Annotated in this window: 22 protein-coding genes; 12 read left to right on the forward strand and 10 right to left on the reverse strand. The window is 33.5% G+C overall.

What is annotated here, in order from left to right; genetic code table 11:
- The first annotated feature begins 5 nt into the window (after nucleotides 1–5).
- Entirely contained in the window at nucleotides 6–149 is a 144-nt protein-coding gene (locus ACW9XA_RS05010) for a YHS domain-containing protein (protein WP_457763284.1), read from the forward strand.
- Here ACW9XA_RS05010 and ACW9XA_RS05015 read toward each other — a convergent pair.
- On the reverse strand, nucleotides 146–1,090 hold the full coding sequence (locus tag ACW9XA_RS05015; RefSeq protein ID WP_457763285.1) for an asparagine synthase C-terminal domain-containing protein: 945 nt from the start codon (nucleotides 1,088–1,090) through the stop codon (nucleotides 146–148). The genes ACW9XA_RS05010 and ACW9XA_RS05015 overlap by 4 nt on opposite strands.
- A gap of 110 nt (nucleotides 1,091–1,200) precedes the next feature.
- Between ACW9XA_RS05015 and ACW9XA_RS05020 the strand changes: the two genes are divergently transcribed.
- Nucleotides 1,201–1,617: a transcriptional regulator gene (locus ACW9XA_RS05020; protein WP_014965218.1), complete on the forward strand. Its 417-nt coding sequence runs from the start codon at nucleotides 1,201–1,203 to the stop codon at nucleotides 1,615–1,617.
- Here the strand turns inward: ACW9XA_RS05020 and ACW9XA_RS05025 are convergent.
- Both ACW9XA_RS05025 and ACW9XA_RS05030 read right to left on the reverse strand, forming a co-directional pair.
- Nucleotides 1,614–1,925: a DNA-binding protein gene (locus tag ACW9XA_RS05025; protein ID WP_457763286.1), complete on the reverse strand. Its 312-nt coding sequence runs from the start codon at nucleotides 1,923–1,925 to the stop codon at nucleotides 1,614–1,616. The two genes, ACW9XA_RS05020 and ACW9XA_RS05025, sit on opposite strands and share 4 nt — an antisense overlap.
- Nucleotides 1,926–1,976: 51 nt before the next feature.
- Nucleotides 1,977–2,471, reverse strand: a complete 495-nt coding sequence (locus ACW9XA_RS05030; RefSeq protein ID WP_457763287.1) for a DNA-directed RNA polymerase subunit K — start codon at nucleotides 2,469–2,471, stop codon at nucleotides 1,977–1,979.
- A gap of 43 nt (nucleotides 2,472–2,514) precedes the next feature.
- Here ACW9XA_RS05030 and ACW9XA_RS05035 point away from each other — a divergent pair, with 43 nt between their 5' ends.
- On the forward strand, nucleotides 2,515–2,910 hold the full coding sequence (locus ACW9XA_RS05035; protein WP_457763288.1) for a cyclophilin-like fold protein: 396 nt from the start codon (nucleotides 2,515–2,517) through the stop codon (nucleotides 2,908–2,910).
- Here the strand turns inward: ACW9XA_RS05035 and ACW9XA_RS05040 are convergent.
- Nucleotides 2,892–3,200 (reverse strand): MarR family transcriptional regulator, encoded by a 309-nt coding sequence (locus ACW9XA_RS05040; RefSeq protein WP_457763289.1) that lies wholly within the window; start codon nucleotides 3,198–3,200, stop codon nucleotides 2,892–2,894. The genes ACW9XA_RS05035 and ACW9XA_RS05040 overlap by 19 nt on opposite strands.
- A 122-nt stretch (nucleotides 3,201–3,322) precedes the next feature.
- Here ACW9XA_RS05040 and ACW9XA_RS05045 point away from each other — a divergent pair, with 122 nt between their 5' ends.
- Complete coding sequence (locus tag ACW9XA_RS05045; RefSeq protein WP_457763290.1) at nucleotides 3,323–3,535, forward strand: hypothetical protein; 213 nt, start codon at nucleotides 3,323–3,325, stop codon at nucleotides 3,533–3,535.
- Here ACW9XA_RS05045 and ACW9XA_RS05050 read toward each other — a convergent pair.
- Nucleotides 3,532–4,626: a homospermidine biosynthesis protein gene (locus ACW9XA_RS05050; protein WP_457763291.1), complete on the reverse strand. Its 1,095-nt coding sequence runs from the start codon at nucleotides 4,624–4,626 to the stop codon at nucleotides 3,532–3,534. The two genes, ACW9XA_RS05045 and ACW9XA_RS05050, sit on opposite strands and share 4 nt — an antisense overlap.
- A 113-nt stretch (nucleotides 4,627–4,739) precedes the next feature.
- On the opposite strand from ACW9XA_RS05050, the gene ACW9XA_RS05055 reads away from it, so the two are divergent.
- Entirely contained in the window at nucleotides 4,740–5,075 is a 336-nt protein-coding gene (locus tag ACW9XA_RS05055) for a hypothetical protein (protein WP_457763292.1), read from the forward strand.
- Between the two features lie 8 nt (nucleotides 5,076–5,083).
- Here ACW9XA_RS05055 and ACW9XA_RS05060 read toward each other — a convergent pair whose 3' ends face one another.
- Nucleotides 5,084–5,581, reverse strand: coding sequence for a pentapeptide repeat-containing protein (locus tag ACW9XA_RS05060; RefSeq protein ID WP_457763293.1), 498 nt, complete (start codon nucleotides 5,579–5,581; stop codon nucleotides 5,084–5,086).
- A 59-nt stretch (nucleotides 5,582–5,640) separates the two neighbouring features.
- On the reverse strand, nucleotides 5,641–5,790 hold the full coding sequence (locus ACW9XA_RS05065) for a hypothetical protein (protein WP_457763294.1): 150 nt from the start codon (nucleotides 5,788–5,790) through the stop codon (nucleotides 5,641–5,643).
- 134 nt (nucleotides 5,791–5,924) lie between these two features.
- Between ACW9XA_RS05065 and ACW9XA_RS05070 the strand changes: the two genes are divergently transcribed.
- The 4 genes from ACW9XA_RS05070 (at nucleotide 5,925) to ACW9XA_RS05085 (ending at nucleotide 9,623) form a co-directional block, all read left to right on the forward strand.
- Nucleotides 5,925–7,793, forward strand: a complete 1,869-nt coding sequence (locus ACW9XA_RS05070) for a threonine--tRNA ligase (protein ID WP_457763295.1) — start codon at nucleotides 5,925–5,927, stop codon at nucleotides 7,791–7,793.
- A 3-nt stretch (nucleotides 7,794–7,796) separates the two neighbouring features.
- On the forward strand, nucleotides 7,797–8,669 hold the full coding sequence (gene speB, locus ACW9XA_RS05075) for an agmatinase (protein ID WP_457763296.1): 873 nt from the start codon (nucleotides 7,797–7,799) through the stop codon (nucleotides 8,667–8,669).
- A gap of 119 nt (nucleotides 8,670–8,788) precedes the next feature.
- The gene (locus tag ACW9XA_RS05080; RefSeq protein WP_457763297.1) at nucleotides 8,789–9,361 is read left to right on the forward strand and encodes a CDP-alcohol phosphatidyltransferase family protein; all 573 of its coding nucleotides are present in this window, start codon (nucleotides 8,789–8,791) and stop codon (nucleotides 9,359–9,361) included.
- Nucleotides 9,362–9,431: 70 nt separating this feature from the next.
- Nucleotides 9,432–9,623: a hypothetical protein gene (locus ACW9XA_RS05085; protein ID WP_457763298.1), complete on the forward strand. Its 192-nt coding sequence runs from the start codon at nucleotides 9,432–9,434 to the stop codon at nucleotides 9,621–9,623.
- Between the two features lie 76 nt (nucleotides 9,624–9,699).
- Here ACW9XA_RS05085 and ACW9XA_RS05090 read toward each other — a convergent pair whose 3' ends face one another.
- Nucleotides 9,700–9,987 (reverse strand): 30S ribosomal protein S26e, encoded by a 288-nt coding sequence (locus ACW9XA_RS05090; RefSeq protein WP_014965206.1) that lies wholly within the window; start codon nucleotides 9,985–9,987, stop codon nucleotides 9,700–9,702.
- A 117-nt stretch (nucleotides 9,988–10,104) separates the two neighbouring features.
- On the opposite strand from ACW9XA_RS05090, the gene ACW9XA_RS05095 reads away from it, so the two are divergent.
- Nucleotides 10,105–10,362, forward strand: a complete 258-nt coding sequence (locus tag ACW9XA_RS05095) for an FIMAH domain-containing protein (RefSeq protein ID WP_457763299.1) — start codon at nucleotides 10,105–10,107, stop codon at nucleotides 10,360–10,362.
- A 136-nt stretch (nucleotides 10,363–10,498) separates the two neighbouring features.
- Here ACW9XA_RS05095 and ACW9XA_RS05100 read toward each other — a convergent pair whose 3' ends face one another.
- Nucleotides 10,499–11,068: a hypothetical protein gene (locus tag ACW9XA_RS05100; RefSeq protein WP_457763300.1), complete on the reverse strand. Its 570-nt coding sequence runs from the start codon at nucleotides 11,066–11,068 to the stop codon at nucleotides 10,499–10,501.
- Nucleotides 11,069–11,501: 433 nt separating this feature from the next.
- Between ACW9XA_RS05100 and ACW9XA_RS05105 the strand changes: the two genes are divergently transcribed.
- Both ACW9XA_RS05105 and ACW9XA_RS05110 read left to right on the forward strand, forming a co-directional pair.
- Nucleotides 11,502–12,371 carry a PfkB family carbohydrate kinase gene (locus tag ACW9XA_RS05105; protein WP_457763301.1) on the forward strand — a complete coding sequence of 290 codons (870 nt, stop codon included), beginning with the start codon at nucleotides 11,502–11,504 and terminating at the stop codon, nucleotides 12,369–12,371.
- A gap of 40 nt (nucleotides 12,372–12,411) precedes the next feature.
- Nucleotides 12,412–13,410 carry an NAD(+)/NADH kinase gene (locus ACW9XA_RS05110; protein WP_457763302.1) on the forward strand — a complete coding sequence of 333 codons (999 nt, stop codon included), beginning with the start codon at nucleotides 12,412–12,414 and terminating at the stop codon, nucleotides 13,408–13,410.
- Between the two features lie 14 nt (nucleotides 13,411–13,424).
- Here ACW9XA_RS05110 and pyrG read toward each other — a convergent pair whose 3' ends face one another.
- Nucleotides 13,425–15,026 (reverse strand): glutamine hydrolyzing CTP synthase, encoded by a 1,602-nt coding sequence (gene pyrG, locus ACW9XA_RS05115; RefSeq protein WP_457763303.1) that lies wholly within the window; start codon nucleotides 15,024–15,026, stop codon nucleotides 13,425–13,427.
- Between the last annotated feature and the right edge of the window lie 17 nt (nucleotides 15,027–15,043).

Genomic DNA, 15,043 nt, shown 5'->3' on the forward strand with positions numbered 1-15,043 from the left:
AGTTTGTGCCAATAGATCCTGTATGTGGAATTGAACTTGATGAGGAACTAGCATTAATTCATGATCATGATGGAAAAAAATTCTATTTTTGTTGTAATGGATGCAGAAAAATTTTCATCAAAAAACCGCGTAAATATAAAAATAATTAGATGGGGAAAGCACCACACATCCTGCAAAATTTTGATTTTCCTATGTTGTACTTACAATATGGACAAACTTCATCTGATTTAGGATCTACTGGACTTCCAAATAGTTTTTTAAAAATTTCATAATAATGCATTGATTCTCTACTTCTAATAACAACATTGTCTGTTTTCTCAACTGTTAGTTTCTTTTCAACGAATTGTTCTTCGCCTATTATTGAATTAAACAAGTCTGTCAATCCTGCAGTTCCTGATCCTTCTTGCATTGGAGCTTTCTCTCTCCATGCAATTTTTTGTGGAATATACTTTTCAAAAGTTTTACGCAGAATCCATTTTCCATATCTTTTTTCATTTTCATTTTTAACTTTGAGATTTACTGGGATTTTTTCCGCCAAATTTATCATTTGTTCATCTAGAAAAGGTGATTCTATAGAAACCCCTAATGCCTTGCCTATTTTCTGTGTAGGAAAATGCATTATGGAGCAAATTCTTTTAATTTCTCTTGTTAGTTCTTCTTCTGATTTATTTTTAAGAAAATTATACCCTGCAAATAATTCGTCAGCCCCATCCCCTGTGATGATTGATTTTTCTCCTTTCTCTTTTGCCCATTTTATTGCTAAATACATGACAACATTATTACGAATCTCAATATCGTTAAAGTTTTTTAGAATTTTGATGGTTTCTTCAATTGCTTCTAATATTTCAGATGTTTTTACATTGTAAATTGTTAGTGGCAACTCCATCTGTTTTGAAATCATTTGACAATATGTCAAATCTGTTGAAACAAAATCTTCTGCAATTACTGTGACAGTTTTTGGTTTTCTTTGTCTTAGGAAATATGCTATGATTGAACTATCTAATCCTCCTGACAATGAAATCAAATCTGATTTGGTTTCATTACATGCTTTTTCCATAACCTCGTAAATTTTATCAGAAAAATTTTCCAACACCCTCTTGATATTTTTGAAATTAAAATAGATATGCCTGATAGTATGGGGCGTAAATCCAAAATATCTTATTGCAAACTTTAAATTCTTTATCCAATTCTTGAGGATTAATGCTACTTCCTGCTGAAATTGAATCTAAAACTTTGATTCCTGCATTACGAGCAATTCTTGCTAAAAAACTTGCAGAAGATCATAACATTCGAGAAGATGAAATTTCTAAAATGCTCGGGGTTACACAAGCTGCAATCAGTAATTATATTCGTGGAACGCGAGGTGATCCTTCATTAATTGCAAAACTCTTAGCAGAAAAACAAGTTGCTACAATGATTGATGAGTTAAGTGATAGTCTTTCTTCTGACATGGCTTATACTCCATCTAGTCTGTCTAAATTTATTGGACTCTGCAATTATATCAAATCCAGTCTATTGATTTGTGAGATACATCACAATTTGGAATCTAATATAGACGAACAAGTTTGTAAAGAATGTGAAAATATGCTTCTTAAAGGCCCTGGCAGTGTTTACTAATTTTTAACCAAAATAATTTCTATAGTTGAGGTCATATTCCCAATACCTGCTGCCTCTGTCGTATCTAGTTTGATTTTCTCTACTTTGGAATTTCCTTTTAACATTTTTTCTGTAATGATATTTGCAACTGCTACTGCATTTGGTATTGAGTTTCCTTTTGCTTTAAGAATCACTCTTGTTTTTTTACCCAAAATTGTTAAGACGTCAAGAGCTGCTTCCATCACAGGATAATTTCCAATTTGTATTGTAGTCTCAGACTTTTCGGTCTGCTCTTGACCACGCAGTTCAGTTGTCTCTTCCATGAGCATTATTCAATATTTAGAAATTTTATGTTCTTTTAAGTTTTATCGACCATTGATTCATTTTTCAAAGTAATCGATTGGAATATTTTGATAATCTCCATTTGGCAATACTCTTCTGATTGTAATTGGAATCACTCTTTGTTCCAACTCTTCCATTGAAATATCTAATGATATTCGTGCTGTCTTTGGAATTGGGATGAATGGTGGTGCTCCTAAAGATAATTGCAAAGCTCTTGCTCCCATAATTCTTGCTTTTTCAAATCTTGTTAGTGTTGGTGGTCCGATTGTAATCTTGTTTTTTTCACAAGGAATTTCAACTGGTTCATGCTCTTCTATTTTTTCAACAATTTCTCTTTCCTCAATTTCTTTAATTCTTTTTTCTAGAGCATCTTGTTCTTTTTCAGTTAATGGCTCAACTAGATCTTTTCTGTCTATTAATTTTCGATAAGTATCTAATGCTTTGTTTAATCCTGCGTTTTCTTCAATTTCTGCATCAACATCCTCTTCTGGTTGTGGAGCTTCAATTAATTCAGGTTCTTTAACATCAGACAAGTAACAAAATTTTCTTAAAACGTTATATAATCTAATCATTTTAATGTACGAATTGAGTACATCGTCAGTCTCTAGAAAACAGCTAATTTTAGAAATTCGTGGAAAGGCAAAAATTACATGTGATCTAAAACGTCACCTTTCTCCCCGAACTGTTGGAACTATTATGAGATCCTTGCCTTTGGAAGGACATGCTCATCTTCTGGGAAAAAGTATCTTGTATTTTGAAACAAATGTTGATTCTGGAATCGAAAGATCAAGAACTGAATTCAAAAAAGGCGATGTGGCCTTTTTACCTTCTACTGGAAGTGTTTGTTTTTTTCTAAATGATGCTGTGTTTGCTAAAACTATGACTCCTATTGGTAAACTATGTGGTAATGTTGAATCACTTAAAGATGCAAAGTCTGGTGATGTATTGTGTATCTATGAAGAAACTGCTTGATACAAATGATGGCCTGAATATCCGCCAACTCTTTTAACAATTCCTTTGTTTGCAGATTCTTTTAGAAATGCATTTGCTGCAGAAATTTTAACACCTGTTTGTCTTGCAAGATCTTGCACTGTGACAACTTTGGAGTTTTGAATAATTTTCAATGCTTGCTGCTCATTTACCTGGACTGTAATCTCTGCTTTCTTTGGTCCACCTTCACCCTTGTCTTTCTTTTTCTTTGTTTCTTTAGACCCTGCAGATTTGTCTTTACTTGCAGCAGTTGGTTTTTTAGCTCCACCCATGAATTAAGAAAAAAATATTCCTCTTATAAACGATGAACCATTATTTGACCTTTCATTAATGATTCTCTGAAGATTCTGAAAACTATTTTCAAGTATAAATAACATCTTGATTATTATTCTGTATGGGAATAGTATCAAAAGGTGCAAAATGCAATTTTGAAGGTTGTGAACAAGATGGTGCACGTTCTCTTAATACAAGTAAAGTTGAAAACGCAGGATTGCGTGTAAATTCAACTGGAAAAAAAACCGTTCTTTGTAAAGAGCACTATAAAGAATACAAGAAGGAATCTAAAGACGATCGTGATCTTGAACGCGCTAGATTTGATAAATTCTAGTTCTTCTTTTTTGATTTACCTATTTTATTATCTGGATTTTTGAAATAATCTTCACTTAATTTATTATATAATTTGTTTAATTTTTTGTAGAGTCTTTTTGGTTTTCTTGTTTTTTGGTTACTAAGAACGTATAATGCAAGAATTGGAAAAGCTATTGTGGCATCGGCATAAACTGTTACTATTCCTTCATGAGCATCTTGAACTTTTCCCCAACTTTTACCTTCTTGTAATGTGGCACCAGATAATCCTCCTGTATCTGGACGTGCATCTGTAATCTGAATAATGTAATCTTGTCCTCCGTCGTCTCTCTTCAGAATTTGATCTAATAGTGGCCCTGTTTGCTGAGCTGTATTCTTTGGTACTCCTCCACCCAATTCCAAAATCCCTGATTTTTTTGAATCATATAGAATTGCAGCTTGTTCTATGATTTCTCGTACAAAATCTATATTGTATACTTTACCGCGTAACCTATGTACTGCTAAATTTAATGCCAATGACGAGTCTTTCATAGTTGAAATGTATACTGGCACATCATAATCGTATGCAGCAGTGATGAAACTTTTTTCTGGATGTTTTGATTTTTCTTTACTGATTTTTCCCATTAAATTACAAAATTCTGCTGTTGTAAATGGTTTGTCTGGAAAATCTTCCCCGAACATTTTTTGAACTAATTCATCTTGTGCTTCCAATGTTTCATGGAATTTGATATACACATCTCTAATTCTAACAATTTCATTCTCAAAGAGTTTCATATCGTCGACATCAAAACTACCTTGTTTTACTGGCAATCCCCATGCAAAATGATCTTCGTGATAGACATTGGCCCCCGTTGTAACTATCCAATCTACAAATCCTCTTTCAATGAGTGTTTTAATTATCCCTCCAAATCCTACAGGTGTCATTGCTCCTGAAACTGTAAGACAAATTGTTGCATCTTCTTTGATCATCTCTGCATAAAGTTTTGCTGCTTCTCCAAGCTGTCTTCCGTTATATCCTGAACTTGCAAAAACATTGACCAAATCCTCTATCGTCATTTTTGGATCTAGTTTGATGTGTGGAATATCTTTGCCATGAAATTTGTGAGGATCCATGTCTGGAAAAACAATTTTTCAGTAAATAATGCTATCGCAAGAGTCTTTTGAAATTCTTTGAATATTCTGCTAGTAATCATTACTTATTTAGGAACTGTATGAAACAATACAACATGAAAATTATTGACTTGTATGATCCTCAGAGAGTTAATCGATCTCCTGATTCTGTTGAAGTATTGTTTTCGTATGGAAATTTCATACAAGATGATTTTAAAATCTCCCGAGTTGAATTGAGACTCTATAATGAAAAAATTGATGATGAATTAGGTGTGTTTTCATTGATCACATCTTTTGTAGAGACTGACAAAGGTTCAATTGAAATGATTTATGATGAAGGTTTTAGGGGAGAGGATTCTCTGTTGAGGGCAACACAATTTCTTACATCTAATTTGGGGCTATCTGGTTTGATTTTACGTTCAGTTATTGCACTAGAGGAAAAATTGAAATAATTTTTGTTTTACCACTGGTTTCCTTGACTCTCTAAAACTTTTCTTGCATCTTTTGAGATTGTCTGCAAAGTATCTTGATCATAATTTGCACCTGCAAAGTCTACAGATGTCAAAACTGCTCCAGTAAAATTCGCATGTCTTAGATTTACTCCTTGCATGTTGGCTTTTTCCAAGTCTGAATTTCTTAAATCTGTATAAAACAAATCAGCTCCACTAATGTTTGCATTCCTTAAATCGGCCCCATACAATTCTGCATCCCATAGCTTTGCATTTGAGAGATTTACTCCTCGCATATCGGCTCCTCTGAATTTGACATGAAAAAGAATAGTTTCACTCAAATCTGACTCACTGAGATCTGAACAACTCAAATCTGCATTATGGATGTCTCGATTCTTAAGATTTACTCCTTGCATGTTGGAATCTGAAAAATCTCTTCCAATCAAATCTTCATAATCAAAATTGACTTTTGTGAGATTTCTCTTTCTAAACACGTCTGACGGATTCATGTTGACAATTCATATCTAGTACATTTGAATTTAGATATGATTTATTTCTAAATGAATTCTTAATTGTATAATTCTAATTCTTGTAAAATTTTACCCATGGTGTGCTTCCATCTTCGCATTTCTTCTATTTCATGGGGTCTGTTTTTTTCTAACTCTTTTTTCTCTTTCAGTAATTCCTGATGCCTCTTTTCACTTTTTTTAATCCGCATATGTGATTATGACTTACGAATAAATTTCAATATTGCTATGATCTTCCTTTATTCCTTCACAAAATATGTCTGAATTGTAGATGGTTGACCCTTTTGAGAATCGTATATTTATGCCCGTTTTAACATGTCTTAACATGCGTATATTGCAACTTCATTGTGATAATATCGAGTATACTCCAACAAAAAAGGAGATAAAGTCTGCCGAGGATATAGATGATCTTCAAACACAGCGATTGGAGGAGCTTGTAGTAGTTTTTGTAGCAATCGAAAACGGTGATGACTCTTCAGTGGCACAAAATGCCATATCTCAGATTAAAGCATCCATGGAAAAAATTGGATGTAAAAAATTATTGTTATATCCTTATGCTCATCTAAGTTCAAATCTTGCAAAGCCTTCTACTGCTATGAATTTACTTAAAGAGATGGAAGATGGTGCATCAGAACTTGAAGTATCTCATTCTCCATTTGGTTGGACAAAGTCATATAAAATTCAGGTTAAGGGACACCCTCTTGCAGAAAGCTCTAAAGTTGTAACTAAAGATTCCTCTGGTTTAAAAGATGATGATGAAATTACTTCAGATGCTCTCAAAGGAGAATCTAAAATTCGTTCTTATTGGAAAATACTTTCTCCTGATGGCACAATGACAAACATTGGAGATTTTGATTTTTCAAAACATAAAAAATTAGAAGTTTTAGCAAAATACGAGTCTGCAAAGATTCGTAAAGTGGACCAACCTCCACCACATGTTGCATTGATGAAAAAAATGGGTATAGCTGATTATGAACCTGCATCTGATTCTGGCAACATGAGATTTTTTCCAAATGGGCGTCTTATCAAATCTTTGATAGAGAGATATGTTACTGACAGAGTTAAAGAATATGGAGGATATGAAGTTGAAACTCCTATCATGTATGATTCTGAACATCCAAGCATGGTGAGTTACTTTAATCGATTTCCTGCCAGACAATACAACATAGATTCAGAAGGAAAAAAACTCTTTTTGAGATTTGCTGCATGTTTCGGCCAATTTCTTATGGCAAATGAATACCAATTATCCTACAAGACATTGCCATACAAACTCTATGAGCTTACACGATATAGTTTCAGAAGAGAACAATCTGGTGAACTAGTTGGATTAAGACGTTTAAGGGCATTTACCATGCCTGATTGCCATGCATTTTGCAAAGATATGCCTCAGGCCATAGATGAAATTAAGATTCGATTTGACCTTTCTCAAAGTGTTCTCAAAGAACTTGGAATAGATGAAACTGATTATGATATGGCAATTCGATTTACTGAGGACTTTTACAATGAAAACAGATCTTCAATTGAAGAATTGGTCAAAAAACATGGACGACCTGTTCTAGTTGAAATGTGGAAAGAGAAGTTCTTTTACTTTGTATTGAAATGGGAGTTTAATTTTATTGACGGTCTTGGAAAGGCATCTGCTTTATCCACAGATCAAATTGATGTCGAAAATGGAAAAAGATATGGCATTGACTTTGTTGATGAGAATAACGTGAAACAAAATCCAATCATACTGCACAACTCTCCTAGTGGTGCAATTGAGCGAATCATATATGCATTATTAGAAAAAGCAGCTAAAGATTCCTATGAAGGACGCAAACCTCAATTCCCTCTTTGGTTATCTCCTACACAGGTCAGAATTATTCCTCTTAAGGAAGAATTTAATGGATTTGTTGAAACTCTTGCTGAAAAAATTTCTATAAACAATGTACGTGTTGACATTGATGACAGAAATGAAAGCATCGGGAAAAGAATTCGTGAAGCAGAAAAAGAGTGGATTAGATACATTCTGGTTATTGGTGAAAAAGAAGCAAATTCACAGAATCTTAGCATCCGTGACAGGCAAACGGGAGATGTTCGAGAAATCTCTTTTGATGATTTTATTAATGAAATAAATGAACAAACTAGAGGAAAACCTTTCACTGGTTTGAATCTGCCAAAATATCTCTCAAAGAGACCTAATTTGATGGTGTAAAAAATGAGTTTTCTTGATTTATACATGAACAAAAATCCTCTGATTACTGCCTCAGATGATAATTCTGAGCCGGTAGCTACAATCTTTGGAATTCCATTTGATGCAACACACTCTTACAAACCCGGATGCAGATTTGGCCCAGACTCCATTCGTGATTCGTTTAACAATATTGAGATATTTCACCCTGAACTGGGAATTGATTTAGAAACTGTCAATATCGAAGATCTGGGAAATACTCGTCATACTGTTGTCGCATCAGAAATGATTGATATGGTAAAAAAAATCACTACTGAACTTGTTTCAAAACAAAGACAATTGTTTATTTTAGGTGGAGAGCATTCCATCACTTATGGAACATACACAAGTTTTCCAAAGGAAACTGGATATGTTGTCTTTGACGCACATTATGATTTAAGAGATGAATTTGCTGACATTAAACTAAGCCATGCATCATATTTGAGAAGAATCGTCGAAGAGAGGGGCTCTGAAAATATTCTACATGTTGGCGCACGTGCTTTTGTGAAAGAGGAATTGGAGTTTCTTACTGAAAACAAAATCAAAACTATTTCTGATAGAGAAATAAGGGCTGGAAAAGGACCTGATCTGCTAAAAGATTATGTTTCTACATTTGATTCTGTTTACTCTAGTTTTGATCTTGATGTTTTAGATCCTGCATATGCTCCTGGCGTTGGAAATCCAGAAGCTGTTGGTGTTACATCCAGAGAACTTTTTGATATGATTCATGTTTTTAAAGAAACCAAAGTAACTGGGGTTGATATTGTGGAACTAAACCCATACCATGATAATGGCTCAACTGCATCTCTTGCAGCAAAAATCATTTCTACTTTGATTGCCATTAATTTATCTCAGAAATAATATGAAATTTTTCAAATTCTAAATATCTGTATTGTTTTTTATTCCTCTGACTAATTTTTATTCTTTTTTGTCTTACTTCTTTCTGTTCACTTTATTAGATGGTATTTTGGGGATATTTCGTGTTAAACAATCTTCGAGGGGCTCTTAAACCGACACTTGAAAAAATAGGCAAAGGATTTGCAGCGACGGGGCTATCTGCAAATTTTTGGACTTTTGTTGGTCTAGGATTTGCAATTGTTTCTGCAGTTGTTTATGGAATGGGAATTGAATTTGGATTGATTATCGGTGGCATTTTGTTACTTGTTTCAGGATTTTTTGACATGGTTGATGGTCAAGTAGCACGTGTAACTGGAAAAACATCGAAAAAAGGCGAATATCTGGATTCGATGTTTGATAAAATCGCTGAGGTTGCAATATTTTTAGGAATTTTAATTGGTGGATATGCAGAGCCTTATCTTGTTTTACTTGCAATTACATTGTCTTTGTTAGTTAGCTATGCAAGAGCAAAATCTGACATTATCAATATTAAACTTCAAGGAATTGGAATTGGTGAAAGGGCTGAAAGACTTTTGGTGATTGCAATAATTGGCATTATAGGCTTTATGGATTATGCGGTTGTCATCGTGGTGATTATTGCCGGAATAACCTTAATTCAAAGAATGATCTTTACTGCAAAAAATATTAAAGAATAATTCTTATTTCATACTCTATTTTTTTTAAAAATAATCAATAATACTAATTTACTAGATTAATCATCAAATAATGTTGGCTAACTCTGAACCCCAATCTGATAGATATGAAACGATAATGATTGAATCAAAAATCAGAGAAGGTGTTTTCCATAAAGTTGTTAAAGATTTGGAAAGTGGTAAAGCCGTTTCTTGTTCTTGTAAATGTTGGAGTAAAGGAAACAAGCCATGTGTTGGCATGAGAACTGTAGGTTATTCCACATAATTTGTTCTATCCAAATACATGCAAAAAAACCAGATTAATGAATTATAATTTCAAAGATTTGATTTTAAGAATAATACTAACGTAGTTTGCCACGTTTTCTTCTACTGTCTGCTGATCTGATTTTGAGAATCTTAAAATGAATTGCACATGATATGCAGTAATGTTTTAGAACTGTTGGTGATGCAATGTATGCTCCTTGTGCACGAAGCTCTTTTGCTAATGTATGCTCAACTAGATTTAATCTTGATGTGACTTTTTTTGCTTTGTCTTTTGGAACTGTTTGTCCGCAGTTTGTACATTGTACAACTCCTGAGGATCCTTTTCCTCCTTTTGTACGACCTCTACTTGCACGCTTAAGTGGCATGAATGTGAGCAAATTTGCCTACTTATATTCTTGAGGGTAATCTGGAAACCTCATTTGTACCATTTTTGTGCTTATTTTAGAAAGATCTAGAATCTTTTACACTAATTTTTCTAACTGATGATGCTGTCTTTCATTATTGATGAGATAAACAAACTCGAGGATGACGGCACACTAAACAAGGGAAATGTAAATTCATTGAATTCAAAACTTGAGAATGCTTTAAAGAATATTGATGCTCAAAAGACAAAGCCTGCTTCAAAACAGATTAATGCATTTGTAAATGAAGTAAACACCTTTGTCAAAACAGGAAACTTGTCTCAAGAACAGGGTCAATTATTAATTGAAATCGCACAAGATGCAATTGACTCACTTTAGATTCTAGCCTCAAATACGATCATATGTGAAAATAGATGATCCTAAAATAAAAAACTCATCATCATAACTGGTGTTCTGCAATGTATTTCTAATGATGAATTCACTTACAAATAACATCTTGATTTTTGTTATTTTTTTAGTGTGTTCTTATCAAATACTTAATTGAGTTTGCAAATTCTTGCTCCGAAATTGTTTCATCTAAATACCATTTTGTGTTTTGTTTAAACCATTTGGGAATTGAGTTCTGTTCTGATTCCTTGATTAAACTTAAATTTGTAATTTCTTCTATTGCTTTCAAAAATTCTTTATCTTTAATTTCCCACCCAATCCATAATTTTGCTTTGTTTTTAAACCATTTTGGAATAGAACTGGGCTCATCCACATGTTTTTCTTTGAGATAATTTGCATTTTCAGCAAGTTTCTTTTCAATTTCAAAAATCAACACAAGATCTTTTTGTGGGTGTTTGCTGTTCCATGCAATATTCTCATACAAAATGGGGCAAATTCTAGCATTAAGAAAAAGTTTGTGATGGTCCTTGAAATCTTCTGAACCTGTTAACAAATATTCTTCATAAAAAAAATGACATAGTTTCAAAATGTCTTTTGATGTTTTATAATCCACTTCAAAAACTGGCTCATGTGCAAATGTGATTGGAATGAATACAATCGGTATCAGAGCAAATATCATAAAAAGTAAAATTTTCATATTTTCAGTTATTTTTTTTGCATATTAGCACCACGTACATTCTTTTCAATAATTGGTACCATTTTGGAATTTTCTGCCTGATTTGAGCTCAATTCAAGAGCACAAATAAAAAACCATAAATGAAAAAAGGACTTCTGTGTATTTTCACGTAACACTTGATGGAGTTATTTTATACCCAAACGTACTTTCTTGATTAGCATTTTTGTAGAATTTGAACAATTTTTCTTATTTTCTGCCTGTATTTTTGGAAAAAATCCCACACGTTTTAATCTTAGTTCAAATTATTTTATTTTGTATCATATGCGTGGTCTGTGTCATACTTGCTTTAGATCTGGAGTTGAATTGGAGATCCTTAAAGGTCAGATTCTCTGTCGAGAATGCAAATCAAAAATCAATACAAAAAACTAAATCCTCACTATTAAAATTAAAAGAAATGAAATTAGCCGTTATATCTCACTGTGCAATTGATACTATTACTCTTGATGGAAATAATTATGAGCAAATTGGTGGTGCATCTTGTTATTGTGGAATAACTGCAAGACAATTCAAATTTGATGTTGATTTATTTACAAAATTTGGTACTGATTTTCCAAAACAATATCTGTCTGAACATAATATCCATTTCCCAAATTCTGAATCTTCAAAAAATACCACAAAATTTGCCATTTCTATTACTGGCTCTGATAGAACACTCAAACTAGAAAATGAATGTGAACAAATAGATTATTCTTCTTCTGATGCAGATGGTCATATTGTCAGTCCGATATACCATGAAATCTCTGATGAAACATTTACAAAAATTAAACACGATTCAAATTTTCTTTTTGTTGATCCTCAGGGATTTCTTAGAAGAAAAGATTCCACCAATAATATTTTTTTAGAAAAAACTAATCTTGATTTGTCTGATGTTAATGCAATCAAAGTCAATCCAGAAGAATCTTCACAACTTGTCAATGGAACTTCTGATGAAATGATGTTGGCTTTGCAAAAAAAAGGAATTCAATATGTTATTTTGACAAACAAAACAGATGTATCGATGTTAGTCAAAGATAAAATTTATTCTATTACGTTGCCAAACAGGCAAATTCATGACACTACTGGAATTGGAGATATTTTCTGCGCTTCATTTACTTGTGCCATGATAAAGGAGAAAGACTTTTTGTGGGCTCTGTGTTTTGCTGGTGGGGCTGCTCAAGCTGCATTAGAATCTAAAAATATTGGCCTGCAAAAAATTCCTAAAAAAGGCGCTATTGAAAATAATGCCTCATATTTTTACAATCTGGTAAAATTTCGAGATTTGTGATGCATTATTCTTTTATTGAAGCAAATTGACTGTTTCTTCTATGCAAATAGGTATCTATGGAACTGGAAGTACTACAAATGCTGCAAAAATTGTAAAAAAAATACTAGATGATTCAGACATTGACTCTTTTCCAATATCAAAATCAAAAAACAAACAGGCTGATTGTATAATTGTTCTTGGTGGTGATAAGGGAGTTCGTAATTATTTTCATAGAACATTTGATTCTACCTTGCCAATCCTTGGAATTAGTGAAGGTGAATCAAGTGGATTTTTGGCACAAATTGATCTTAGAGAATTCTCATCATATGTCAATGTATTAAAAAAACAAAAGTACACTGTTGAAGAAGTTCCAAGACTGGGAGTTAAAATTGATGGAAAAAATGTTTATCCTGTACTAAATGATGTGGCTGTATTTTCATCTAAAAGCGCAATGCTCATGGAGCATACTTTACGTGTCAATGGTGAAGAGGTATGGCACGATAACAGTGATGGGATTATCGTATCTACTCCAATTGGTTCTTCTGCTTATTCAATGTCTGCTGGTGGCCCTGTATTGTTTCAAGATTCTGCTGTCTTTGAGATAATTTCCGTCAATTCTCTAGATGTGACAAGAAGACCAATAATTGTATCAAATGACAGTTCAATTGAGATTGATGATATTTCAGCAAGATTGCATTGTGAGGTAGTTTTAGATGGATTGGATAGATACAAAGTTAACAAGACCGTAGAATGTTCTCAGTTTTTCCCTCCTGCAAAAATAATCCGTCTCAAAAAAGATTCTACTGCAATTTCTGCACTTGCAAAAAAGGTTCATTTGGCTGAAGAGTTACTTAGCATGCCGCCAAGCTCTAAACTTTTACTTAAAACTCTAGAGTATGAAGGAGCGCTAACCCAAAAGGATTTGGCAAACAAGACATTGTTACCTGATAGAACTGTACGATTAGCATTGAGTCACTTGCTCAAGAAAGGATATGTCAAAAAGAAAATCTCGATTCGCGATGCAAGACAGAAAATTTATGAAATATCTAAAATAGAATAGTTTCAGGTTTTAGTTCATTTCTCAGATGCAGCTTTGATAAACGCTGCAAATGATTCTTCAGGAAAGCCTGGCCTACTGTTAAACTCGGGATGGAATTGAACTCCTAAGTAGAATTTATGACTTGGAATCTCCAATATCTCCATTCTTTTCCCCCCGTCACTATCTGCTGAAAATATTAATCCTTTTTTCTCAAATTCTGGGATATAGTCTTGATTTATCTCATATCTGTGTCTGTGACGCTTGCTGATAATTGATGCATTATAGATTTTCTTAGCTTCTGTATTCTCTTTAATCATTACATCATTTGCTCCTAATCTCAATGATCCTCCCATATCAGAAACATCTTTTTGTTCTGGCAATAAATCAACAATTGGATTTTTTGTGTCTGCTTTGATTTCTGTCGAGTTTGCATCCTCTAACTTCATTACATTTCTTCCAAATGCAATTGCAGCTAGTTGGAATCCAAAACAAATTCCTAGATATGGTATGTTCTTCTCTCGTGCATAATTTGCAGTCTTGATAATTCCTTCAGAACCTCTGGTGCCGAATCCCCCTGGAACTAAAATCCCGTCATAGTTTGATAATATGTTATAATCTGATATTGATTCCGAATCTATCCAATCAATATCTATTGATTTTCCAATTGCTGCTCCTGCATGTTTCAGTGCATGATTTACACTTACGTAACTATCGGTTAATGTAACATATTTGCCTACCATTGCTATTTTGACTTTATCGCTTTCATGATTTACCATGGTTTGGGCAATCTTATTCCATTTGTCCCAATTGGATGATGCATTAACCATTCCAACTTTACCGAATTTTGTAAATATTGAATCCATTATTCCTTGGTCGTATAACATCTGCGGTACTTCAAAAATTGATTTTGCATCATGACATGATAGGACATCTTTTGTTGTGACATTTGTAAACATTGCAATCTTTTTCTTTGTCTTTTCTTCTAATGGCAACGTGCATCGAACTGCCAAAAAATCAGGCTGAATACCTATTCTTCTGAGTTCTTGAACGCTGTGTTGAGTTGGTTTTGTTTTTTGTTCTCCTACTACGTCTAAAGATGGCGCTAATGTTACATGCACAAAAATCACATTTTCTGGTCCTTCTTCAACTCTCATTTGTCTTAATGCTTCTAAAAATGGTAATGATTCAATATCTCCTACAGTTCCACCACATTCCACTATCAAAAAGTCCAGTTTCTCATCTTCTGCAATTTTTGTGATTCTGTTTTTGATTTCATCTGTAATATGGGGGATGATTTGGACGCATGCTCCTAGATATTCTCCTTTTCGTTCTGCCTCTATGACAGATGAATAAACTTGGGCTGTCGTAATATTGTGGCTTTTAGGAATATTTTGGTTTAGGAATCTTTCATAATTTCCAATATCCATATCACATTCTCCCCCGTCGTCTGTGACGAAGACTTCTCCATGGGCAACAGGATTCATCGTTCCTGCATCATAATTGAGATATGGATCTATTTTGATACAGGATACTTTTTGATCCGCCAATTGTAATAATTTTGCAATCGAGGAAGTTGTTACGCCTTTACCGAGGCCAGACATCACACCACCTGTGACAAAAATGAACTTCGTCTGCACATTAATGAAACGAGTAT

The organism is Candidatus Nitrosopumilus sp. bin_6a (genome assembly GCF_054095695.1).

Bases quoted from the DNA above. Each gene is read 5' to 3' on its own strand.
- ACW9XA_RS05100 (WP_457763300.1), bottom strand. From the start codon at position 11,068: ATGAAAATTTTACTTTTTATGATATTTGCTCTGATACCGATTGTATTC.
- ACW9XA_RS05035 (WP_457763288.1), top strand. From the start codon at position 2,515: ATGTACGAATTGAGTACATCGTCAGTCTCTAGAAAACAGCTAATTTTA.
- ACW9XA_RS05070 (WP_457763295.1), top strand. From the start codon at position 5,925: ATGCGTATATTGCAACTTCATTGTGATAATATCGAGTATACTCCAACA.
- ACW9XA_RS05065 (WP_457763294.1), bottom strand. From the start codon at position 5,790: ATGCGGATTAAAAAAAGTGAAAAGAGGCATCAGGAATTACTGAAAGAG.
- ACW9XA_RS05105 (WP_457763301.1), top strand. From the start codon at position 11,502: ATGAAATTAGCCGTTATATCTCACTGTGCAATTGATACTATTACTCTT.
- ACW9XA_RS05055 (WP_457763292.1), top strand. From the start codon at position 4,740: ATGAAAATTATTGACTTGTATGATCCTCAGAGAGTTAATCGATCTCCT.
- ACW9XA_RS05095 (WP_457763299.1), top strand. From the start codon at position 10,105: ATGATGCTGTCTTTCATTATTGATGAGATAAACAAACTCGAGGATGAC.
- ACW9XA_RS05045 (WP_457763290.1), top strand. From the start codon at position 3,323: ATGGGAATAGTATCAAAAGGTGCAAAATGCAATTTTGAAGGTTGTGAA.
- ACW9XA_RS05110 (WP_457763302.1), top strand. From the start codon at position 12,412: ATGCAAATAGGTATCTATGGAACTGGAAGTACTACAAATGCTGCAAAA.
- ACW9XA_RS05060 (WP_457763293.1), bottom strand. From the start codon at position 5,581: ATGAATCCGTCAGACGTGTTTAGAAAGAGAAATCTCACAAAAGTCAAT.
- ACW9XA_RS05020 (WP_014965218.1), top strand. From the start codon at position 1,201: ATGCTACTTCCTGCTGAAATTGAATCTAAAACTTTGATTCCTGCATTA.
- ACW9XA_RS05085 (WP_457763298.1), top strand. From the start codon at position 9,432: ATGTTGGCTAACTCTGAACCCCAATCTGATAGATATGAAACGATAATG.
- ACW9XA_RS05040 (WP_457763289.1), bottom strand. From the start codon at position 3,200: ATGGGTGGAGCTAAAAAACCAACTGCTGCAAGTAAAGACAAATCTGCA.
- ACW9XA_RS05025 (WP_457763286.1), bottom strand. From the start codon at position 1,925: ATGCTCATGGAAGAGACAACTGAACTGCGTGGTCAAGAGCAGACCGAA.
- ACW9XA_RS05090 (WP_014965206.1), bottom strand. From the start codon at position 9,987: ATGCCACTTAAGCGTGCAAGTAGAGGTCGTACAAAAGGAGGAAAAGGA.
- speB (WP_457763296.1), top strand. From the start codon at position 7,797: ATGAGTTTTCTTGATTTATACATGAACAAAAATCCTCTGATTACTGCC.
- ACW9XA_RS05050 (WP_457763291.1), bottom strand. From the start codon at position 4,626: ATGGATCCTCACAAATTTCATGGCAAAGATATTCCACACATCAAACTA.